Origin of the sequence: Rhizobium sp. WYCCWR10014 (assembly GCF_001657485.1) — a bacterium.
GTDB lineage: Bacteria > Pseudomonadota > Alphaproteobacteria > Rhizobiales > Rhizobiaceae > Rhizobium.
On the sequence record NZ_LXFU01000046.1, the window covers coordinates 122,547 to 144,495 of the forward strand.

Sequence of the window (21,949 nt, forward strand, 5' to 3'; positions counted from 1 at the left end):
TGCGCGCAACATGGCATATCGTCTCAATTTTATCGAGAAACCCCACAATTTGAAATGAGAATTTGTGATTGATTTTCCATTTTCTGATGGAATAGTCACAAAACAGTATAGATGGTGCCCGACTTCGGCTGCGGGGAAGCGGGGGACGACGAGGTCGACAGCGGCCGGCAGGGGCGACTTGGTAACGCCTCTGGTCGGGTGGCCTTCCGACCAGAGGCTTCATCCTCGCGACTGGCTGCGCGCGTTATTCGCCGGCTTTCCTTGCCGCCGTTTCGATTGCATCGGCAACCTTTTCCGGTTGGGAGGCGAAGACGGCGTGGCTGGCCTTGATCTCGGTCACTTCGCTTCCGGCGCGTTTTGCCATGTCACGCTCCAGTTCGGGGTTGATGGAGCGATCCTCAGTAGCGACGATCGACCAGCTTTTCTTCGTCCGCCATGCCGGCTGAGTGATCTTGGCGGAGAATGCCTGCTTCGAGGCGAAGACCTGTGATTTTGCCATGAAGTCGGCTTCAGCTTGCGGAAGGTCGGCTGCGAAATCCGCGGCGAAGGCGCCTGGATCGAGATAGAGATATTTGCCGTCCTTCGTTTCCTTTATATCCATGCTGCCGGCGGGCATCGAGCTGGCGAGGCTGAGCAGGCTTTCGCCCTTGTCGGGCTGGAATGCCGCGACATAGACCAGGCCCGCGACCGCGGGATCGTTGCCGGCTTCGGTGATGACCATGCCGCCGTAGCTGTGGCCGACGAGCAGGACCGGGCCGTCCTGAAGGTCGAGAACGCGCTTGGTCGCCGCCACATCGTCGTCGAGCGAGGTGATGGGCTGCTGGACGATGGTGACGTTGAACCCGCGCTTCTCGAGAATGTCCGTCGCCTTTCGCCATCCCGAGCCGTCGGCCAGCGCGCCGTGGACGATCACGATGTTCCTGACCGCGGCAGCCTCTGCTGCGAATGCGATGGCGGTGGTGGCAAATGCAAGTGCTGCAGTGAAAAGAAGACGTTTGTTCATGACTATCACTCCTTTGGTCGTTGTTGATGATCGGGATATTGATGCGTTTCAGGTTCAGCCGAATGTGAAGGCGTAAGCCTGCACGCCGGGATCTAGGAAGCGGATCTCGAAGTTGCGGGCGGCGACCGTGCCAGACTGGCGGACGAGTTGATAAAGCCTAGTCGCGGTGACCGTGCCATTGCCATCGGCATCGATGTCGGAGCCGTGGTCAGGCCCCGGCGCCTTGCCGTCGATCTTCACCTGGAAGCGGATCGGCTTGCCTGTGGCACCAGGCCCAAGAACGAGATGCAGATCGCGGGCGCTGAAGCGATAGGTGATGCCGCCGTCCGGCTGATCAAGCGTCGCCTGATCCCGGCCGACGATCCAGGTCCCGGACAGACCCCATCCATTGAGACCGGGTTCGGCGATCGAATAGTTGCGCGCCGTGTCGGCCTGCAGCCCTTCGGGGGAGGCGAAGTTTGCCGCCTGTTCGTAGCCGAGATAGGTTTCGCCGGAGCGGATATTGCCGAGATCAGGACCTGCTTCCACGCCCTTGGCATCCGGCACGACCGGCGCACTTTCCGTCGTTTGGCTGCCGGCTTCGCGCAGCAGGTCCTGAATGGCCTTTTCGGTCCTGTTGTAATTGCCTTCGCCAAAATGGTGGTAGCGGATCTGGCCTTTGGCATCGATCAGATAGGCGGCAGGCCAGTAGCTGTTTTCGAAGGCGCGCCAGATGCTGTAATCATTGTCGATCGCAACGGGATAGCCGATCTGGAAGTCGCCGACCGCCTTCTTGACGTTGTCGATCTTCTTCTCGAAGGCAAATTCCGGGGCGTGGACGCCGATGACGACCAGACCCTGGTCCGCATATTTTTCGGCCCAGGCCCTGACATAGGGGATGGTACGAATGCAGTTGATGCAGGAATAGGTCCAGAAGTCGACAAGCACGACCTTGCCTCGCAGCTGTTCTGTGGTGAGAGGCTTAGAGTTCAGCCATTCTACCGCGCCGTCGAGCGAAGGGGCGCGGCCTTCGACGGGCAAGTCGCTGCGGAAGGGTTTCTTCGCATCAGCTGCGGCGATCATCACCTCGTTGCTCACCAACTCGGAAGATGAGCCGCCCGAGGGCCTCGCATGCAGCCTGTCAAGTACGGCCTGTTCCAGGGACGCGGTGCTGGCATAGGAAATCCGCGCCAGCAGGCTGGTATCCAGTCCAAGCGCGATGACGGCGACACCCGCCAACACGGCAGCGCCGAGCACCTGGCGAATCCGATCGCCAAACCCGAGCGAACGCTTCATGGCGGCGAAGATCTTTCCGCCGACAAGCAGGGCGACGGCAAGCGAACTCGCAGCACCCGCGGCATAGGCGACCAGCAGGAAGGTCGTCTGCAGATTGGCGCCCTGCAATGCAGCCCCCGTCAGAACGAGGCCGAGGATCGGCCCGGCGCAGGGTGCCCAGAGCAGGCCCGTGGCGACGCCGAGAAGAAGCGCGCTCCTCACTGTCGTGGTGCCGCGCCCGCCGCCGGAGGCGTTCAGGAGATTGTTGCCGAGGTCGACGACCGGCCGGGCAAGCGTGCTTGCGATGCGCGGCGAAAGCAGGCTTGCGCCGAACATTGCAAGCAGCACGATCGCTGCAAGGCGGCCATATTCATTGGCGCGAATGGCCCAGCTGCCGCCGACTGCGGCAAGTGTGGCGACCAGCGCGAAGGTGGCGGCCATGCCCGCCAGCATCGGCAGCGTGCTTCTGACGAAGGGCTGTCCGGCGCGGGCGAAGACGAAGGGGAGGATGGGCAGGATACACGGACTGAGGATCGTCAGCGCGCCTCCGAGATAGGCAATGATCAGAAGTGTCATCATCGTTTCCTTTGAAACCGATTGATCGGGCTCTGGGCGGCGATGGGGCCTGAACCAGCAACGGCGGGGATATGGCCGGTGTGAAGTATCCCCGATGTGTCCGGCTTTGCGGGAAAATGTACCGAAGTGTCGGGGTAGGGCGGCGGCGATACAAAGCGATACAAACTGCCGCAGTGGCGAGGAAACGGCTGCGGCCAATGCGACCACTTGCTGAGGCAGCGCGATTGTATCGGAATGTATCCAGGCAGCCGGAAGCTACATCCGCATTCAAAAAACGGTTGCTTACGACATATCGGGGATACAAGTAGGGCGCCTTTTCGCGACCGTGATCCATTCGACAGGAGAGACCGATGTCAGAGCAAATCAACCATAACCGCCGCCGTTTCTTCGGCATGACGGCAATCGCCCTTGCGGCCGTCGAATTCGGCGTGGCCGGCACGGCCGCCGCCCAGTCGTCTGCGACTGCCGCATCGGTGCCAGCTATAAAGCCCGGAACCAACACGTCTTTCGAGGCGCTGAAGCAGGTCAAGGCAGGCGTGCTCGACATCGGTTATGCCGAAGCGGGAAAGGCGGATGCCCCCGTTGTATTGCTGCTACACGGCTGGCCCTATGACATCTATAGTTTCGTCGATGTCGCGCCGCTGCTTGCCGCGGCGGGTTACAGGGTGATTGTGCCTTATCTACGTGGTTACGGGACGACCCGCTTCCTGGATGACCAGACGCCTCGCAACGGCCAGCCGTCAGCGCTCGCCGCCGATATGATCGCGCTGCTCGATGCGCTGGATATCGAGGAGGCCGTCATTGCCGGCTACGACTGGGGCGGGCGGACCGCCAATATCATGGCGGCGCTCTGGCCCGAGCGCTGCAAGGCGATGGTCTCTGTAAGCGGCTACCTGATCGGTAGCCAGGAGGCCAACAAGAAGCCGCTTCCACCGAAAGCCGAACTCGCCTGGTGGTACCAGTTCTATTTCGCCACTGAACGCGGTCGTCAGGGATACGAGAGCAACACGCATGATTTCGCAAAGCTTATCTGGCAGACGGCGTCTCCGAAGTGGAACTTCGACGATGCGACATTCGACAGATCGGCCGCTGCCTTCGACAATCCTGACCATGTCGCGATCGTCATTCACAATTATCGCTGGCGCCTGGGGCTTGTCGAAGGCGAGGCCAAGTACGATGCCTATGAGACGACTCTCGCCGCAACGCCTGTCATTTCGGTGCCGACCATCACCATGGAAGGTGATGCAAACGGTGCGCCGCATCCACAGCCTTCCGCTTACGCCGGAAAATTCTCCGGCAAATACGAGCATCGGACGATCGGTGGCGGCATTGGCCACAACCTGCCTCAGGAAGCGCCGCAGGCTTTTGCGCAGGCGGTCATAGACGTCGATCGTTTCTAGGTCGACGATGCCGGTTGCAGCGCCTCGTTGCTCCGGCCAGCGGAATGTGCGTAGGTCGCGTCTGTCGCTTCGGTCAGGAACGAAGCGACAGACGCGACCGCTTCTATCGATAAGGAACAGGGAAATATGGATCATGTCGATCACATCCTGATCGTCGATGACGATCGCGAAATCCGCGAGCTGGTATCGGGCTATCTGCAAAAGAACGGCTTGCGCACGAGCGTTGCTGCCGACGGGCGCCAGATGCGCAGCTTTGTCGAAGCCAATGCCGTCGACCTGATCGTGCTTGATGTGATGATGCCTGGTGACGACGGGCTGGTGCTCTGCCGCGAACTGCGCGCCGGCCGGCATAAGGCGATCCCGATCCTGATGCTGACGGCCCGCACCGACGAGATGGACAGGATCCTCGGGCTGGAGATGGGTGCCGACGACTATCTTCCCAAGCCCTTCGCTGCGCGGGAACTGCTCGCCCGCATCAAGGCGGTGCTGCGGCGGACGCGGATGTTGCCGCCCAACCTGCAGATCAGCGAGGCGGGACAATTGCTGACCTTCGGCGACTGGCGGCTCGATACGGTGGCCCGGCACCTTCTCGACAAGGAGGGGACCGCGATTGCGCTCAGCGGCGCCGAATACCGCCTGCTTCGCGTGTTCATCGACCATTCGCAGCGGGTGCTCAATCGCGACCAGCTTTTGAGCCTGACACAGGGGCGCGACGCCGATCTTTTCGATCGCTCGATCGATCTTCTGGTCAGCCGCCTTCGCCAGCGGTTGGGCGACGATGCGCGCGAACCGACCTATATCAAGACGGTGCGCAGCGAAGGCTATGTGTTTTCGGTTCCGGTCGAGATATCGGAGGCGCGCCAATGAAGGCGGCAATCCCCTTGCGTTCGGGCCTGACGTGGCCGAGCACGTTGCGGTCGCGGATCTTCCTGATCCTGCTGATCGGACTGGCCTTCGCCTACGGTCTGTCCTTCAGTGTGCTCTATATGGAGCGGTACATGTCGGCCAAGGCCGTGATGCTCGGCACGCTGGAAAACGACGTTGCAACGTCGATTGCCGTTCTCGATCGGCTTCCGCCAGGCGAACGCGGCGATCTGCTCGACCGGCTGAGCCGCGGCAACTATCGTTTCGTGCTCGGGCCTGGCCTTCCCGGCGTGTCTGACACGTCAAGCAAAGGGGCGGAAATCTCAGGAAAGATCGAGGAGGCCATCGGGCACCGCTTTCCGATCCGGATCGAACGGATTCCTGGCGATGTGAACCGGCTGCAGGCGCATCTGACGCTCAGCGACGGAAGCCCGTTGACGATCGACGTCACGCCGAAAGGCGTCATGCCGATTGCCGCATGGCTGCCTTATGTCTTCGTCATCCAGATGGCGCTGCTCATCCTCTGTACCTGGTTTGCGGTTCGCCAGGCGATCCGCCCGCTCGGCGAGCTTGCTGCCGCCGCCGATGCTCTTGACCCGAACAAGGACGGCCCGGCTTTGAGCGAGGCGGGGCCAAGGGAGGTCGCGCATGCGGCACGGGCGTTCAATGCGATGCGGGAGAGGATTGCCCATTATCTCGAAGAGCGCGTCCAGATACTGGCGGCCATCTCGCATGACCTGCAGACGCCGATCACCCGCATGCGGCTGCGTGCCGACATGGCGGAGGATTCGCCGGAGAAAGACAAGCTCGTGCATGATCTCGGCGAGATCCAGCGTCTCGTTCAGGACGGCATTGCCTACGCACGCAGCGCGCATGGCAATGGCGAGAAGAACGCCCGCATTGATCTCGCCTCGTTCATCGACAGCATAGCCTACGACTATCAGGACATTGGAAAGGCCGTCACCGTCGTCGGCCTGGTTCAGGGTGCCGCCTTTACCAAGCCGCATGCTCTTCGTCGCATCCTGTCGAATTTCATCGACAATGCGCTGAAGTTTGCCGGCGCCGCCGAGATCAATGTCGAGCGAAGCGCCGAGAACGGTATCGTCATTTCAGTCATGGACCGCGGGCCTGGAATTCCCGACGATATGCTCGAGGCTGCCATGCAGCCTTTCTTCCGGCTGGAGCAATCCCGCAACCGGGAGACCGGCGGCACCGGTCTCGGTCTCGCGATCGCCCAGCAGCTGACGGCCAAGATCGGCGGATCACTCCGGCTCTACAATCGCGCCGGCGGTGGTCTGGCGGCAGAAGTCACCATTCGTTGACGTCGGCAGCCACCGCAAAATTTCGAGATGTTTGTATGTAAAGATGTCTTCGATATCGGATGCTACGTTTTGTGACATTTTGGGCGATTTCGGAAACATGGCGGATATATCAGTCGGTCAAACCACACTCCGTCAACCCGGCCGCGCAGCGGCCAGTCGCTTGCAGCGACGCAACACAAGGAGTGTTCCATGACAAAGATCGACAAGGTTCTCTATACCGGCAAGACCCACACGACGGGTGGGCGCGACGGCGCGTCGCACAGCGACGACGGCCAGCTTGATATCAAGCTTTCGCCTCCGGGCAGCAACCGCGCCGGCACCAATCCCGAACAGCTTTTCGCTGCCGGCTGGTCTGCCTGCTTCATCGGCGCGATCGGCATTGCTGCCGGCAAGCTGAAAGTCAGGCTTCCTGCAGATGCCGCCGTCAACGCCGAGGTCGATCTCGGGGCGACGGACGGCGACTATTTCCTCCAGGCTCGCCTCAAGGTCAGCCTGCCGGGCATCGAAGTGGATCTGGCAAGGGCGCTCGTGGATGAAGCGCACCGGACCTGCCCCTATTCGAAGGCAACCCGCGGCAATATCAACGTCGAATTGAGCATTGCCTGACGGATGGGATCGATCGCGAAAAGGAAACATGACGAGGCCGATCGGGCCTCGTCGATGGGAGGAGCCAATGAGACTGATGATGATCTGCATTCTGGGGGCGACGATTTTCGCAGCGCCCTGCATCTACGATGTAAGCTCACAGGAGCCGTCGCCGCTTGTGGGCCTCGTGACGGCGGCATCCGCAGCTTCATCCTCAGGGGAGCGGCCACCGCTCCAGCCGCTCTTTTAGTTCACCAAAGGAGAAAGACCGTGAAGCTCTATCAGAATGAAATTTCCTCGGCGACATCTCGCGTCCGCATCGCGCTCGCCTTGAAGGGGCTGACGGCCGAAGCGCTGCCGGTCACCATCCTCGGCGAAGATTCCGAGAGCCGCCAGGCCGGATATCGCAGCGTCAATCCGCAGGGGCTCGTGCCCGCCTTGCTGACGGATAGCGGCGTTCTCCTCACCCAGTCACTGGCGATCGTCGAATATCTCGATGAGCTTCAGCCTGAACCGCAATTGCTACCTGACACGGCAGAAGATAGGGCGCAGGCGCGGTCGATCGCGCTTGCGATCGCAGCCGAGATCCATGCGCTGCTGCCGCCGCGGATCGGCCTGCATCTCGGCAAGGTCTTCCAGGCGGATGCCGATGCCGTTACTGCCTGGAATCGTCATTGGGTCGGCGAGGGAATGGCCGCGGTCGAGACGATGATCGCCGGCCGCCGGCAAGGGGCCTTCGCCGTCGGCGATCGCCCGAGCATTGCCGATATCTTCCTCTTCCCGCAGTCGATCGGCGCCCGTCGCCTCGGCTTCGATCTCACCCGATGGCCCAATATCGCTGAGATTGTCGCCCGGCTGGAGGCCATACCGGCTTTCCGGGATAACGCGCCCGCACCGAGACGATAATTCGATCGATGAAGAAACGGCCGCAGGTGACTGTGGCCGCTTCACTTCTCCTGTTCGGACCAGGCATCGCCTTGACCGCCCGTCGGCCGCTTTCAGCGATTGACCCTTGCCTGCAGATGCGCGGGATAGCGATCGCCTTCCACCTTGATCGTGGCGAGCGCGCTTTCGATGCTATGGAGGTCCTCGGCCGTTAGTTCAACCTCGGCGGCCTGGATGTTCTCCTCGAGGCGATGCAGCTTGGTGGTGCCGGGGATCGGCACGATCCAGGGCTTCTGCGCCAGCAGCCATGCGAGAGCCACCTGGGCGGAGGTTGCCTTCTTACGGGCGGCGATTTCTCCGAGACGATCGACGAGCGCCTGATTGGCCTTTCGCGCCTCCTGAGAAAAGCGCGGCACGACGTTGCGGAAATCCTTGCTGTCGAAGGTGGTCGTTTCGCTGATCGCGCCCGTCAGGAAGCCCTTACCAAGCGGGCTGAAGGGCACGAAACCGATGCCGAGCTCTTCCAGCGTCGGCAGGATTTCCTGCTCGGGTTCACGCCACCACAGCGAATATTCGCTCTGCAATACCGCCACTGGCTGGACGGCATTGGCGCGGCGGATCGTCTGGGCGCCCGCTTCCGAGAGGCCGAAATGCCTGACCTTGCCTTCCGCGATCAACGCCTTGACCGTGCCGGCGACATCCTCGATCGGAACATCGGGATCGACGCGATGCTGGTAGAAGAGATCGATGACATCAGTCTTCAAACGCTTCAGCGCCTGGTCGGCCACCGCGCGGATCTGTTCCGGCCGGCTGTTCATGCCGCTCTGGCCACCATTGGCATCGAAGTTGAAACCGAATTTCGTGGCGATCACCACCTCGTCGCGAAAGGGGGCGAGCGCCTCTCCCAGAAGCTCTTCGTTCTTATACGGGCCATAGGCCTCGGCCGTGTCGAAGAAGGTCACGCCGCGTTCGAATGCCCGCCGGATCAGTGCGGTCGCTTCCTGAAGATCTGTTGCCGGGCCATAACCGTAACTCAGCCCCATGCAGCCGAGACCGATGGCCGAGACATGAAGTCCGCTCTTTCCAAGCTCACGTTTCCGCATAGAAGTTTCCTTTTCTAACCTTGGTATTGCGTATCTGTGACATGCTCCAGCCAGTCGACGACCTTGCCGTCGAGCTGTTCCTGGATGGCGATATGGGTCATCGCCGTCGTCGGCGATGCGCCGTGCCAATGGCGTTCACCCGGTGCGAACCAGACGACGTCGCCGGCGCGGATCTCCTCGACGGGGCCGCCCTCGCGCTGCACGCGACCGCAGCCTGACGTGACGATCAGCGTCTGGCCGAGCGGATGGGTGTGCCATGCGGTGCGGGCTCCGGGCTCGAAGGTGACGCAGGCGCCGGCCGCGCGTGCGGGGCTGGTCACGGCAAACAGCGGGTCGACACGCACGCTGCCGGCAAACCAATCGGCTGGTCCCTTGGCCGAAGGTTGCGAACCGCTTCGCTTGATATCCATCCTTGTCTTCCTTTCGATGTCGGGCTTTCGATGTCGGGGTGGACATGTCCACTCGAGTGACACGGTATTTAGGGCGTGCGCCTGGTCGCGATTAGATGGTATAAACGGCAAGAACCCATGAGAAAGTTTCATAAATGCCGCGCCCCGCCGTCAACGACCTCATCGCTTTCCTCGCCGTTGCACGCGCACAGAGCTTCACAAAGGCGGCGGGTAAGCTGGGTGTGTCGCAATCGGCACTCAGCCACACCATCCGCGGGCTCGAGGAGCGACTTGGACTGCGATTGCTGACCCGCACGACCCGCAGCGTCGCGCCGACAGAGGCCGGCGAACGCCTGCTCGTCTCCATCGGACCGCGGCTCGACGAGATCGAGAGCGAGCTGGCCGCCTTGAGCGCGTTCCGGGAGAAGCCGGCAGGCACCATTCGCATCAATGCCGGCGAGCATGCGGCCGATGCCATCCTCTGGCCAGCCTTGGAAAAGCTCCTGCCTGATTATCCCGATATCAATGTCGAGATCATTGTCGACTACGGTCTGACGGACATCGTCGCCGAACGTTACGATGCGGGGGTGCGGCTTGGAGAACAGGTGGCGAAGGACATGATTGCGGTGCGCATCGGCCCCGACATGCGCATGGCCGTGGTCGGCGCTCCCGCCTATTTCGACAACAGGCCGAAGCCGCTGACGCCGCAGGATCTTACGGATCACAATTGCATCAATCTGCGCCTGCCGACCTATGGCAGCGTTTATGCATGGGAGTTCGAAAAGGACGGGCGCGAGCTCAGAGTTCGGGTCGAAGGGCAATTGGTTTTCAACAATATAGCGCTGCGGCTGAACGCAGTACTGGCTGGTCTGGGGCTGGCATACATGCCGGAGAACTTGGTCGAGGCGCATCTAGCCGATGGACGACTGGTGCGCGTCCTCGAGGATTGGTGCCTGCCGTTTTCCGGCTACCATCTCTACTATCCGAGCCGCCGGCATACGTCGCCGGCATTTGCCCTCGTCGTCGATGCACTTCGCTATCGAGCATAAGCGCTCGCCGTTTCGCACCGCCCGGACAGGCATATATCCGAACCACTGGTGATCGGCTCTTGCCGGAAGCGAAATCATGCCTGCCAGTGATTTGACATTCCTTCGTTCGCCGCTAATTCACACTTGAAATTGAAGGAAACAGTGAATGAATACTGCGGCACCTGCCACGAAAGCCCGGACCGGGGTGTCCGGTTTGGATACAGTTCTGGCCGGGGGCCTTTCGCCGGGGCACGTTTTCCTCCTGGAGGGAAATCCGGGAGCTGGCAAAACGACGATTGCGCTGCAGTTCCTGATCGAAGGTGCACGGCTCGGCGAGCAGGGGCTCTACATCACCCTTTCGGAAACCGAGAGCGAACTTCGGGCCGGTGCCGCATCTCACGGCATGGTGATCGATGGCAATATCGAGGTCTTCGAGGTCGTGCCTCCGGAAAGCCTGCTGGATGCCGACCAGCAGCAGAGCCTGCTTTATTCGTCGGATCTTGAACTCGGAGAGACGACAAAGGAAATCTTTGCCGCTTTCGAGCGGATCAAGCCGCGTCGCGTGGTTCTCGACAGTCTGTCGGAGATAAGGCTGCTCGCGCAAAGTTCGCTGCGCTACCGCCGGCAGATCCTGGCGCTCAAACATTATTTTGCCCGACAAGGAGCGACAGTGCTTCTGCTCGATGATCTGACGTCCGAGGTGCTCGACAAGACGGTGCACAGCGTCGTGCACGGTGTCATCCATCTCGAAGAGATGGCGCCGAGCTACGGCTCCGAGCGCCGACGTCTGAGAGTCATAAAATATCGCGGGCAGGCCTTCCGCGGCGGCTATCACGATTTCATCATCCAGACTGGTGGCGTGATCGTCTTTCCGCGACTCGTCGCCGCCGAACACAGGTCGAGTTACGCCCGTGATCAGATTTCCTGCAATATTCCAGAACTGGACCTTCTTTTAGGAGGTGGCCTTGAGCGAGGTTCCAGTACGCTCATCCTTGGTCCTGCCGGCACCGGCAAAAGCACGTTTTCGTTTCAATTCCTGATGGCTGCGGTTGCGCGCGGCGAGAAAGTGGCGGCCTTCATTTTTGACGAGGAGCTGGGCCTTCTCTTCACGCGGCTGAAGGCGCTCGGAATGGATCTCGAGGCCATGCGAAACGCGGGTGATATTCACATCGAACAGCTCGATGCCGCCGAACTGTCGCCGGGCGAATTCGCCCACCGCGTGCGCAACTTCGTCGACAAGTCGGATGCGAAAACCGTCATCATCGACAGCATCAACGGTTATCAGGCTTCCATGCCGGATGAGAATTCTTTGATTCTTCATATGCATGAGTTGCTGCAATATTTGAACAGGCAAGGCGCCAACACCTTCCTCACCGTTGCCCAGCACGGGCTGGTCGGTGACATGAAGGCGCCTGTCGACGTCACCTATCTCGCCGACACCGTCATTCTGCTGCGCTACTTCGAGGCTGCGGGAAAGGTGCGGCGTGCAGTCTCGGTGATCAAGAAGAGGACCGGCTTTCACGAGGATACCATCCGGGAGTATCGTATCGACGGTTCCGGCTTGAAGTTCGGCGATCCTCTCGTCGGGTTCCAGGGCGTGCTTCGCGGCGTTCCCGAATTTGTCACGACCTCAGCGCCGCTCCTCGCGACCGATGGCGGGGATAGCGGCAATTCTTAATTCCGGCAAACCGAAAGCATTGATCTACACGCCTGCCGGTCGCGATGCCTGGGTGGCGAGATCGTTGGTCGATGAGGCCGGATTGGCATCTATTGCTGCCACCGACCTGCCTATGTTCGCGTCATCGCTCGGCGATGACATTGCGCTTGGCGTCCTGACGGAAGAGGCCGTTCGCTCGAGCGATCTCAAGCCGATTGCCGCCTGGGTTTCGGCCCAGCCGAGCTGGTCTGACCTGCCGTTCATCGTCCTCACCCAACGCGGCGGAGGACCTGAGCGAAATCCCGCCGCTGCCAGGCTTTCCGAGGTTCTTGGCAACGTCACATTCCTGGAAAGGCCGTTCCATGCGACCTCCTTCATCAGCGTTGCCCGGACCGCATTAAAGGGGCGTCTGCGCCAATATGAAGCGCGAGCCCGGCTCGAGGCTCTGGGCGAGGGAGAGCGACGGTTGCAGACGGCGCTTGCCGCCGGTCGTCTCGGGGCGTGGGAGCTGGAGCTGTCCTCGATGGCCCTGTCTGCCTCGGCGACCTGCAAAGCGGTCTTCGGCCGAGGGCCGGATGACGATGTCACGCGCGACGATCTGATCGCAAGCATCCACCCCGACGACCGGGATAGTGTGCTGGCACGCCTGCGCGAGACGATCGATACTGGACGCGACTATTCGATCGAGCACAGGACGATCTGGCCGGATGGATCGCTGCATTGGACCGAGGTCCACGCGCAGCTCTATTCCGACAGATATGGTTCCGCCAGGAAACTCGTCGGCGTCTGCTCCGATACCACCGTCCGCAAGACCATCGAGGAAAATCTGAGACGGCTCAACGAGAACCTCGAAGAGCGTGTGAGAGAACGGACCAAAGAGGTCAACGCCGCTCACCAGACCCTGCTCGAGGAAGTCGCCCAGCGTGAAAGAGCCGAGGAGCAGCTTCGTCAATCGCAGAAGATGGAGGCGATTGGCCAACTGACCGGCGGCGTCGCCCACGATTTCAACAATCTGCTGATGGTCGTTCTCGGAAATCTGGAGCTGCTTGGTAAGCACGTTGTCGGAGATGCCAAGGCGACGCGTCTGGTCGACGGGGCGATTCAGGGCGCGCGGCGCGGGGCGGCGCTGACGCAGCGGCTGCTGGCTTTTGCCAGACAGCAGGATCTGCAGGTCAAGCCCGTCGATCTGGCCGAGCTGGTCTCCGGCATGAACGACCTGTTGCGGCGTTCGGTCGGATCGTCGATCAGCATCGAAACCAGCCTGCCGGCGACGCTGCCGCCGGCGCTGGTCGATGCGAACCAGCTCGAATTGGCGCTGCTCAACCTTGCGGTCAATGCCCGCGATGCGATGCCGGATGGCGGGACGCTGTCCATATCGCTGCGTGATGCGCAGGTGGCCGGCGATGACGGCACTCTCGACAAGGGCGCCTATCTTGTGTTGGCGGTGGCCGACAGCGGCACTGGCATGGACGCGGAGACGTTGAAGAAGGCAATAGATCCGTTTTTCTCGACCAAGGAACTCGGAAAGGGCACGGGCCTCGGCTTATCGATGATCCACGGACTTGCCGTTCAGCTCAATGGCGCACTTCGTCTGACAAGCGAACGGGGGGTCGGGACGACCGCTGAATTGTGGCTTCCGGCGACCGAACGGCGCCCCGAGCGGGCGATCGAAGCGGAACTGCCCGTTCCCCAAGCTGCATCCAGACTGAAGATCCTGCTCGTCGATGACGATGCCTTGATCGCCATGAGTTCGGTCGACATGCTTGAAGATCTCGGCCACGATGTCGTCGAAGCAAACTCCGGCGCGCAGGCGCTGGAATTGATCAGCAGCGGTCAGCATTTCGACCTTGTCATAACCGACTATTCGATGCCCGGTATGACCGGCGCCCAGCTTGCCCGGGCCGCACGGGACATTCATCCGGCATTGCCGATCGTGCTGGCGACAGGTTACGCCGATCTTCCTGCCGGCACCGATATCGGTCTTCCGAGATTGGCAAAGCCCTATGACCAGGCTCAGCTCGCCAAGGAAATCGCCAAGGCGATGGCAAGCGAAACGGCTCCGTTTCTTAGATCCGGCGGCGACGCAGGTGGTTCAAAGCTTCGCCTGTCCAAGGTCAACGATGTCAAGGATGAAATCGGCGATGGCGCCTGTATCGTCTAGATCGAAGACCGGCAGGGCCGTATCCGTGACCGCATGATCGGCGGCGATGGCGCAGATATGGGGATCGCTCGGCGCCAACGGTTCACGATTCGCCGCTTCCAGGCGGCGGGCCTCGATCTTCGGGATCGGCTCGCGTTTGTAGCCTTCGATCAGCACGAGGTCGCAGGGGGCGAGGCGGGCGAGGATCTCCTCGAACTCGGGTTCCGGCGCACCGCGTAGCTCGTGCATGATGGCGTAGCGGGTGCCGGAAACGATGGTGACCTCATGGGCGCCAGCCTGGCGGTGGCGGTAGCTGTCGGCCCCGACTTTGTCGATATCGAAATCATGATGGGCGTGCTTGATCGTCGAGATCCTGTAGCCACGGCGGGTGAACTCCGTCACCAGTCGGACGGCGAGACCCGTCTTGCCCGAGTTTTTCCAGCCGGCGATGCCGAAGATTTTCGGTGCAGTCATCCGCGAAGGGCCTCCAGCCAGCGTTCCGCCTCGACGAGATCGTCTGGCGTGTTGATGTTGAAGAAGGGATCGAGCAGGCTGGCACGGGTCGGATGCAGCGGGAACGCCACTTGCGTGACGTCATGCCGTAACAGGAAGTCGCGCACACGGCGCTTCTCGTCGGTGGCGATCCAGGCTTCGAGATCGGCGGCCAGCGCCACCGGCCAGAGCCCGAAGACGGGATGGCTGCGGCCCTCGGAGGCGGCAATGGCGATCTGCGACGGGTGCTCGATCGCTGCCGCCAGCCGGGCGACAAGATCGGCCGGGAAGAACGGGCAATCCACCGAGACGGTGACGACATGGGTGATCGAGGGCAGGCCGGCGGCATAGACCATGGCTGCATGGATGCCGGCCATCGGCCCGGCCTTGCCGCGAAAACGGTCGGGAACGACAGGCACGCTCTCGGCGGCGGCATCGGCATTGACGGCAACAAGCGGGGCCTGCTGCGAGAGGCGGCTCAGCACATGGCGGAGCAGGCTCTCGGCCCCAAGCATTACGCCTGCCTTGTCGCGGCCCATGCGCTGCGAGCGGCCGCCGGCCAATACGACGCCTGCTACGTGAGATTTATCCAACGAGAATTCAGCCATCAGCCTTACTCAGCCATCATCTTGCTTCAGACGGGCGCGCGCGGCGCGGATTCCTGCGCGATCGGCGACGCGCGGCGCTTCGCCTCACGATAGAACGTATAGAGGCCGGAGGCGATGACGATCGCAGCTCCTACGAGCGTCCAGCTGTCAGGCACTTCGGCGAAGAAGAGGAAGCCGAGTAGGGAGGAAAAGATCAGGCTGGTATAACGGAACGGCGCGACGAAGGAGATTTCGCCGGTACGCATGGCGAGGATGACCGACTGGTAGCCGACGAGCACCAGCACCGAGGCGAGTGCGAGATGCCCAAGGGCGGTGGCGCTGACCGGCTGCCAGCCGCCGAGCACCGGAATGAGCAGCGCACCGAAGAAGGAGGCTGAGATGGCGGTTATGACGGTTATCATCAGCGAGGGAATTTCCGGGCTGATGCTCCGGGTGGCGAGATCGCGGCCGGCCGTCGTCAGCACCGCGGCGACGCAGAGCAGGGCGGCGGCGGTGAATCCTTCCGGGCCGGGGCGGATGATGATCATCACGCCGACGAGGCCGACGAGGATCGCCGACCAGCGCCGCCACCCGACCGGCTCACTGAAGAACAGCGCGGCCCCGAAGGTGACGACCAAGGGCAGCGACTGCAGGATCGCCGAGGCATTGGCGATCGGCATCATGCCGAGCGCGGTAATATAGGTGACGGCGGAGAGCGTCTCGCAGATGATCCTGAAGATGATCATCGGCTGCAGCATGACGCGCCAGGAACGCAGCGCGCCCATTTTCCAGGCGATCAGATAGACCAGCAGGCTGGTGAAGAGGCCGCGCAGGAACATGATCTCGCCGGCGTTCATATAGGCGATCACCGATTTGGATAGGGCGTCGCTTGCAGAAAAGCCGGCCATCGCCATGCTCATATAGATGGCGCCCTCAGTATTGCGTGACCGCGGCATGAAGAGATTCCCGTTACCTGTGCGCCCCTTTTAGTCGCGAAGATGCATGAAGGGAATCGGATGAATGTCACACCAGCCATAAATCGATGACGCGGTGCACAATGGCAATGAGCCAATGCAGGCGTGTGTCGAAAGTCTCGGCAAATCCCCGTTTTATAAAGTGAATTCCGATGGTTCCGACGCTGTCATCAAGGCGTCGACGGGAAACGCCGTCGCGCCTGCCGGTTCGGCATCGGCGTTTTTCTCGTGCTGCGCGGGAAACGGGTGGCTGCATCGCCTGATGTTTGAGCAACTGAAATCTCGCAACAACCCAGGAGAGACCGACATGACACTTCTCAACGACAAGATCGCAATCATCACCGGCGCAAACTCCGGCATCGGCCGCGCGGCGGCGAAACTCTTTGCGCGGGAAGGCGCCAAGCTCGTGGTCACCGGCCGGCGGCAGGACGCGCTCGATGCCGTCATCGCGGAAATCGAGGCGGAGGGTGGTCAGGCCGTCGCCATATCCGGCGATGTCAGGGACGAGGCTCTGCAGGTAAGGCTCGTCGAGACGGCAGTCTCGCGTTTCGGCCGGCTCGACATCGCCTTCAACAATGCCGGCATCATCGGTGAGATGGGGCCGGTTGCCGGGCTGTCGCTGGAGGGCTGGCGCGAGACGATCGAGACCAATCTCACCGCCGCCTTTCTCGGCGCCAAACACCAGTCGGCGGCGATGGGAAAAGGCGGTGGATCGCTGATTTTCACCTCGACTTTCGTCGGCCACACCGTCGGCATGCCTGGCATGGCCGCCTATGCGGCGAGCAAGGCGGGGTTGATCGGCTTCGTGCAGGTCCTCGCCGCTGAACTCGGAGCGCAGCAGATCCGCGTCAACGCACTGCTTCCCGGCGGCACCGACACGCCCGCCAGCATCACCAACGCTCCTGATGCCACGCCGGAGGTGCTCGCCTTCGTGGAGGGGCTGCATGCGCTGAAACGCATGGCGCAACCCGAAGAGATCGCCAATGCGGCGCTTTTCCTGGCCTCCGACATGTCGAGCTTCGTCACCGGCACGGCGATGCTGGCGGATGGTGGGGTTTCGATCAGCCGGACATAGGGCGGGTCAGGGAGGTGCCGTCAGGATGTCACTGCGGCACGTTCTTTGTTGCGGCGGGCTATGCCGCCGCAACAAAGGCATCGATCAGGCGACTTCGCGTATGTCTTTTGCTGCTTGGTGGTCGAGATAGGCGACCAAGTCCTCGATGGTGACGAGGGGCAGGTTGTGGCGTTCGGCGAAGACCGTGAGTTCGGGCAGGCGGGACATGGTGCCGTCGTCATTGGCGACTTCGCAGATGACGCCGGCGGGGATCCTTCCGGCGAGGCGGGCGAGATCAACGGCGGCTTCGGTGTGGCCGGGGCGGCCGAGCACGCCGCGGGGGTTGGCGCGCAGCGGAAAGATGTGGCCGGGGCGAGCGAAGTCGGCGGGCTTTGCGCGATCGTCGACCAGTGCGCTGACGGTGGCGGCACGGTCCGCCGCAGAAATGCCTGTCGTCGTGCCCTTGAGATAATCGACCGAGACCGTGAAGGCAGTTTTGTGCGATTCCGTGTTGTTGGGCACCATCAGCGGAATATCGAGCGCATCGAGGCGCTCGCCTTCCATGGCGATGCAGACAAGGCCGCGGGCGTGGGTCATCATGAAGGCGATTGCCTCAGGGGTGACGGCATCGGCCGCGACCACGATATCGCCTTCGTTTTCCCGGTTCTGGTCGTCGACGACGACGACCATCTGACCGTTGGCAATGGCTGATATGGCATTTTCAATTGTTGCAATAGTCATGCTGTCTGGCCTTTCAAGGGTTATGTCAGCGGGCTGACATGGTCTGCTCGGCTCAATCTGTGAGCGAGCCTTCTGCCCTTGGGCGAACAAACGTCAGCCGACTCCGGGATGGAGTGCGACTGCCCGTGTTGTCCTCTTCCATCCGGACTATACCGTCGGCTCCGGCATCTCACCGGATCTGCTGACCTTCCAGCAATTCAAAGTGCTACAGCGTCCCTTGCGCGTCTAAAAAGACGCGCGGCGCTGTAGTGCCGGAAGCGCTCGCGGGCTCCAGGATAGCTCCTGATACCGCCGGTGGGGAATTACACCCCGCCCTGAGAACATTTCAAAGATAGGATCAAAAACAGGGGGATGGCAAGGTCACTCGACCCGGCAAAAATGCAAAGCTGCCCTGCCTGAGATAAACACACTGTTCACACGAGGCGACGACCGTGTCGCCTTCCGTGCCTCGTTGGTGGTTTGATCATTCCATGCATGTCGTTGTCCCAAAACCGCTGTGCACTTTTGGGCGACATGCATCAGGACATGATCAGGCCGCCGTCGACATTGATCGTCTGGCCGGTGATATAGGCGGCGTCATCGCTGGCGAGGAAGGTCACTAGGCCGGCGACGTCTTCGCCGGAACCGGCCCGTTTCATCGGGATGCCCTCGACCCATTCCTTCATCAATTCGCCGGGGGCGTAGTTGCCGAGCAGCTTGCCCCAGGCCTGGTCGTTATAGGCCCACATGTCGGTCTCGATGATGCCGGGGCAGAAGGCGTTGACGGTGATCTTCTCGGTCGCGACTTCCTTGGCCAGGCTCTGGGTGATGCCGACGACGCCCATTTTCGAGGCGGCGTAGTGCGGCGTGTAGATGAAGCCGTCGCGGGCCTGGCCGGAGGCGGTGTTGATGATGCGGCCGCCGCGCTTGTGCTTGCGCATTCTTGATATCGCCTCCTGGGCGCAGAGGAAGACGCCCTTGGTGTTGACGGCCATGACCTTGTCCCACTCGTTTTCAGTCAGATCCTCGACGCGGGCGATGGTGATGACGCCGGCATTCTGGATCGAGACGTCGACCGCGCCGAATTCCTTCTCGGCGGCATCGTAGAGGGCGGTGACGCTCGCCTTGTCAGTGACGTCGCCGATGAAGGAGACGGCCTTGCCGCCTTCGGCCCGGATCTGTTCGGCAACGCCGTGAACCAGGTCCTCGTTGGCCGAGACGACGAGATTGGCGCCTTCGCGCGCAAAGCGCCTGGCGATGGCAGCGCCGATGCCGCGGCTGCCTCCCGTGATCACGACCGTCTTATCTTCGAAGCGTTTCATGCTCTTTCCTTCCCGGTATCCGTCGGTAAACAGCAAATCTGGGCGTAACCTACCCTGCGATCATTATTGGAGCTCGAGCGGTTGCCGAGATAATCTTGGCGAATTCAGGCAGTCTTGGGCGCCGTCGGTTGGACAGCCCGTTCGATCGGCGCGAAGGGCGGGCAGACGACGATATCGCACGCCGTCTTGCCCGTTATTCCCTTCAGCGCCTCGATCTCAGCTAGGGAGGAAGCGAGACCGTTCATTATCCAGTTGCCGGCAATGAGCTTCGCTGCGCCATCACCAGCAGCAGAAACCGCCGTCGACGAGAAGATCGACGCCGGTCACGAAGCTTGCCGCATTGGACAGCAAGAACACTGCCGGGCCGACCATCTCGTCCACCGCTGCCATTCGCTGCATTGGCGTTTGCTCTTCGAAGAGCTTGGTCTGATGGACCATCTCGGGACGGGTGTTCATAGGCGTTGCCGTGTATCCGGGGGAGATGGTGTTGACGCGAATGCCGCGGTCGACCCATTCCATCGCCATAGACTTCGACATATGGATCACGCCCGCCTTGGAGGCGTTATAATGCGCTTGGCTCAGCCCCCGGTTTACGATCACACCCGACATGGAAGCGATGTTGACGATGGAGCCGCGTCCATTCTTCAGCATGGCGCGAGCCTCGGCCTGGCAGGAAAGAAAGACGCCTTTGAGGTTGATATCCATCAACGTCTGATATTGGTCCTCCTCCATCTCTTCCGCCGGGTTCGCGTTGGCGATGCCCGCCGCGTTGACTGCAAGCGTCAGCGTGCCGAGATCCGCTTCGGTACGTGCTACGGCATCTCCCAGGGAAGGTTTGCTCGTGACGTCCGCCGCGATCTGGATCGAACGGCGGCCAGCGGCGCGAATGTGTTCAGCCGTCCTGGCCAGCCCGTCGTCGGTTCGACGGTCGAGCAGCGCCACGTCGGCGCCGCATTGCGCAAGGCCGATGGCAATGCGCTGCCCAATGCCGCTGCCGGCTCCGGTAACGATGGCAACCTGGCCGCTGAGATCGAAAAGCTTCGGGGCGTTCAGAGTGATGTCGGACACCGCTCTTCCTTTCTCTGTCTGTTTAGATGGTGGCTAGCTCCATGACCGAAACGTCATTTGCCTCGTCACGATTGAGAATGCCTGCCTGTTTGCCTTGTGCAAGCACGAGAATGCGATTGGAGACTCCGAGAACTTCCTCGAGGTCCGAGCTTACGACGATGACCGCCACGCCCCGTTTGGCAAGATTGACGATGATGTCGTAGATGCCGGCTCGGGCGCCGACGTCGATGCCTCTCGTCGGTTCGTCGAGCACGACGACCTTAGGATCGCGCATCAGCCATTTCGCGATGACCACCTTCTGCTGGTTGCCGCCGGACAGGTCCGAGGCATATTGCTCCGCACGGCCCTTCACGCCGAACTTGGCAACTGCCTTCTCCGCAAACGAGCGCTTGACGCTCGGCGTAATCCAACGCCCGCCCAGCTTGTCGAGATTAGCGTAGATAATGTTCTCGCCGATCCGGTGCCCGACAACCAGGCCTTGCTCCTTGCGGTCTTCCGGAACCATCACGATGCCCTTGGCGATCGCGTCCGCCGGATCGCGCAGCCTGAGTTCTTTGCCTTCGAGTTTGATCGAACCTGCACTGATTGGGTCCGCGCCCGAAATGGCGCGGACAAGTTCGGTGCGGCCGGCGCCGACCAGTCCGGCGATTCCCAGAATTTCCCCGGCGCGCACATCGAAGGTAACGTCACGGAATGAGTTGTCCGGCGAGCTCAGCCCCGACACCTGGAGTACTGGATGGTCTGTCGGAACCGGCAGGGCAGGGAACAAGCGGTCAAGCGGGCGTCCGACCATGCTCTCGACGATCGTTCGCACCGGTGTCGCGCTGTCGGAGAATTCCTGCACGCGCTCGCCATCGCGAAGAACGACGATCCGGTCGGTTATTCGCTTGATCTCTTCCATGCGGTGGGAAATGTAGACGATGCCGACTCCCTCCGACCGAAGCTTTCTAACCTGTTCGAAAAGAGCTTCCGTCTCCGCGCCGCCAAGGGCGGCTGTCGGCTCATCGAGGATCAGGAGCTTGGCGTTGAGAGCCAGCGCCTTGGCGATCTCGATAAGTTGCTGATTTGCCGTGGAAAGGCCGGCGACCGTCCGCGTTGCGGGGATGTGAAGGTTCAAGCGAGCGAGCTGGTCCTGGGCCCGGCGAACCATCTGGGCGCGGTCGACGACGCCGTTCTTCATCGGCCAGCGTCCGATGAAGACGTTTTCCGCGATCGACAGCTGCGGCAAAAGCTGCAGTTCCTGATGGATCAGCACAACGCCCTTGTCGATCGCTTCCCTTGGGGTGGCCGGGGCATAAGGCTGCCCCAGCCAGGTCATTGATCCTTCGGACGGTGTGCGGGACCCGGCGATGATGCCCGATAGCGTTGACTTGCCCGCTCCGTTTTCACCGAGAAGTGCAACCACTTCGCCCGAATAGACGTCCAAGCTGACATTCTTCAGAACCTGGAGCGGCCCATACCACTTGGATATGCCCCTCAGGGAAAGAACTGGATCAGTCATCGCACACCTCCTCAAGACCTCGACT

The 21,949-nt window shown here is 61.6% G+C and carries 22 protein-coding genes and 1 riboswitch; of the genes, 9 read left to right on the plus strand and 13 right to left on the minus strand.

Annotated features, from left to right (window positions below; genetic code table 11):
* Positions 1 to 244: 244 nt before the first annotated feature.
* Both A6U98_RS25775 and A6U98_RS25780 read right to left on the minus strand, forming a co-directional pair.
* Entirely contained in the window at positions 245 to 1,003 is a 759-nt protein-coding gene (locus A6U98_RS25775; RefSeq protein ID WP_064653841.1) for an alpha/beta hydrolase, read from the minus strand.
* A 54-nt stretch (positions 1,004 to 1,057) separates the two neighbouring features.
* Positions 1,058 to 2,833, minus strand: coding sequence for a cytochrome c biogenesis protein DipZ (locus A6U98_RS25780; RefSeq protein ID WP_064653842.1), 1,776 nt, complete (start codon positions 2,831 to 2,833; stop codon positions 1,058 to 1,060).
* Between the two features lie 350 nt (positions 2,834 to 3,183).
* Between A6U98_RS25780 and A6U98_RS25785 the strand changes: the two genes are divergently transcribed.
* The 5 genes from A6U98_RS25785 to maiA all read left to right on the plus strand — a co-directional run bounded on the left by A6U98_RS25785 (position 3,184) and on the right by maiA (position 7,910).
* Positions 3,184 to 4,233 (plus strand): alpha/beta hydrolase, encoded by a 1,050-nt coding sequence (locus A6U98_RS25785; protein WP_064653843.1) that lies wholly within the window; start codon positions 3,184 to 3,186, stop codon positions 4,231 to 4,233.
* 126 nt (positions 4,234 to 4,359) lie between these two features.
* A complete protein-coding gene (locus A6U98_RS25790; protein WP_064653844.1) occupies positions 4,360 to 5,100 on the plus strand; it encodes a response regulator in 741 nt (246 codons plus the stop codon).
* Entirely contained in the window at positions 5,097 to 6,419 is a 1,323-nt protein-coding gene (locus A6U98_RS25795; protein WP_064653845.1) for a HAMP domain-containing sensor histidine kinase, read from the plus strand. The genes A6U98_RS25790 and A6U98_RS25795 overlap by 4 nt, the downstream gene beginning before the upstream one ends.
* A gap of 189 nt (positions 6,420 to 6,608) precedes the next feature.
* Positions 6,609 to 7,025 carry an organic hydroperoxide resistance protein gene (locus A6U98_RS25800; protein WP_064653846.1) on the plus strand — a complete coding sequence of 139 codons (417 nt, stop codon included), beginning with the start codon at positions 6,609 to 6,611 and terminating at the stop codon, positions 7,023 to 7,025.
* Positions 7,026 to 7,274: 249 nt separating this feature from the next.
* A complete protein-coding gene (gene maiA, locus A6U98_RS25805) occupies positions 7,275 to 7,910 on the plus strand; it encodes a maleylacetoacetate isomerase (protein WP_064653847.1) in 636 nt (211 codons plus the stop codon).
* 92 nt (positions 7,911 to 8,002) lie between these two features.
* Here the strand turns inward: maiA and A6U98_RS25810 are convergent, their stop codons facing one another.
* Together A6U98_RS25810 and A6U98_RS25815 are read right to left on the minus strand one after the other, a co-directional pair.
* Positions 8,003 to 8,992 (minus strand): aldo/keto reductase, encoded by a 990-nt coding sequence (locus tag A6U98_RS25810; protein WP_064653848.1) that lies wholly within the window; start codon positions 8,990 to 8,992, stop codon positions 8,003 to 8,005.
* 14 nt (positions 8,993 to 9,006) lie between these two features.
* Positions 9,007 to 9,402, minus strand: a complete 396-nt coding sequence (locus tag A6U98_RS25815) for a cupin domain-containing protein (protein WP_064653849.1) — start codon at positions 9,400 to 9,402, stop codon at positions 9,007 to 9,009.
* Positions 9,403 to 9,536: 134 nt separating this feature from the next.
* On the opposite strand from A6U98_RS25815, the gene A6U98_RS25820 reads away from it, so the two are divergent.
* The 3 genes from A6U98_RS25820 to A6U98_RS25830 all read left to right on the plus strand — a co-directional run bounded on the left by A6U98_RS25820 (position 9,537) and on the right by A6U98_RS25830 (position 14,227).
* A complete protein-coding gene (locus tag A6U98_RS25820; RefSeq protein ID WP_064653850.1) occupies positions 9,537 to 10,430 on the plus strand; it encodes a LysR family transcriptional regulator in 894 nt (297 codons plus the stop codon).
* A 145-nt stretch (positions 10,431 to 10,575) separates the two neighbouring features.
* Positions 10,576 to 12,087: an ATPase domain-containing protein gene (locus A6U98_RS25825; protein WP_064653851.1), complete on the plus strand. Its 1,512-nt coding sequence runs from the start codon at positions 10,576 to 10,578 to the stop codon at positions 12,085 to 12,087.
* Positions 12,062 to 14,227, plus strand: a complete 2,166-nt coding sequence (locus A6U98_RS25830) for an ATP-binding protein (protein ID WP_082933989.1) — start codon at positions 12,062 to 12,064, stop codon at positions 14,225 to 14,227. The genes A6U98_RS25825 and A6U98_RS25830 overlap by 26 nt, the downstream gene beginning before the upstream one ends.
* Here A6U98_RS25830 and mobB read toward each other — a convergent pair.
* From mobB to A6U98_RS36935, 4 genes are all read right to left on the minus strand, one after another.
* Positions 14,159 to 14,680, minus strand: coding sequence for a molybdopterin-guanine dinucleotide biosynthesis protein B (gene mobB / locus A6U98_RS25835; protein WP_064653852.1), 522 nt, complete (start codon positions 14,678 to 14,680; stop codon positions 14,159 to 14,161). The two genes, A6U98_RS25830 and mobB, sit on opposite strands and share 69 nt — an antisense overlap.
* Entirely contained in the window at positions 14,677 to 15,306 is a 630-nt protein-coding gene (mobA, locus tag A6U98_RS25840) for a molybdenum cofactor guanylyltransferase MobA (protein ID WP_064653853.1), read from the minus strand. Before mobA ends, mobB begins: the two co-directional genes overlap by 4 nt.
* Positions 15,307 to 15,332: 26 nt before the next feature.
* Positions 15,333 to 16,241: a DMT family transporter gene (locus A6U98_RS25845; RefSeq protein ID WP_064653854.1), complete on the minus strand. Its 909-nt coding sequence runs from the start codon at positions 16,239 to 16,241 to the stop codon at positions 15,333 to 15,335.
* Positions 16,242 to 16,308: 67 nt separating this feature from the next.
* Entirely contained in the window at positions 16,309 to 16,533 is a 225-nt protein-coding gene (locus A6U98_RS36935; protein ID WP_156667897.1) for a hypothetical protein, read from the minus strand.
* A 33-nt stretch (positions 16,534 to 16,566) separates the two neighbouring features.
* Here A6U98_RS36935 and A6U98_RS25850 point away from each other — a divergent pair, with 33 nt between their 5' ends.
* The gene (locus A6U98_RS25850) at positions 16,567 to 17,334 is read left to right on the plus strand and encodes an SDR family oxidoreductase (RefSeq protein WP_064653883.1); all 768 of its coding nucleotides are present in this window, start codon (positions 16,567 to 16,569) and stop codon (positions 17,332 to 17,334) included.
* 84 nt (positions 17,335 to 17,418) lie between these two features.
* Here the strand turns inward: A6U98_RS25850 and ribB are convergent, their stop codons facing one another.
* The 5 genes from ribB to A6U98_RS25870 form a co-directional block, all read right to left on the minus strand.
* On the minus strand, positions 17,419 to 18,054 hold the full coding sequence (gene ribB / locus A6U98_RS25855) for a 3,4-dihydroxy-2-butanone-4-phosphate synthase (RefSeq protein ID WP_064653855.1): 636 nt from the start codon (positions 18,052 to 18,054) through the stop codon (positions 17,419 to 17,421).
* A 126-nt stretch (positions 18,055 to 18,180) separates the two neighbouring features.
* Positions 18,181 to 18,380, minus strand: a riboswitch (FMN riboswitch).
* A gap of 192 nt (positions 18,381 to 18,572) precedes the next feature.
* Complete coding sequence (locus A6U98_RS25860; RefSeq protein ID WP_018242301.1) at positions 18,573 to 19,355, minus strand: glucose 1-dehydrogenase; 783 nt, start codon at positions 19,353 to 19,355, stop codon at positions 18,573 to 18,575.
* Positions 19,356 to 19,459: 104 nt separating this feature from the next.
* The gene (locus tag A6U98_RS37305) at positions 19,460 to 19,600 is read right to left on the minus strand and encodes a hypothetical protein (protein WP_245304574.1); all 141 of its coding nucleotides are present in this window, start codon (positions 19,598 to 19,600) and stop codon (positions 19,460 to 19,462) included.
* 34 nt (positions 19,601 to 19,634) lie between these two features.
* Positions 19,635 to 20,423, minus strand: coding sequence for an SDR family oxidoreductase (locus A6U98_RS25865; RefSeq protein WP_064653856.1), 789 nt, complete (start codon positions 20,421 to 20,423; stop codon positions 19,635 to 19,637).
* Between the two features lie 22 nt (positions 20,424 to 20,445).
* Positions 20,446 to 21,924, minus strand: coding sequence for a sugar ABC transporter ATP-binding protein (locus A6U98_RS25870; protein ID WP_064653857.1), 1,479 nt, complete (start codon positions 21,922 to 21,924; stop codon positions 20,446 to 20,448).
* Between the last annotated feature and the right edge of the window lie 25 nt (positions 21,925 to 21,949).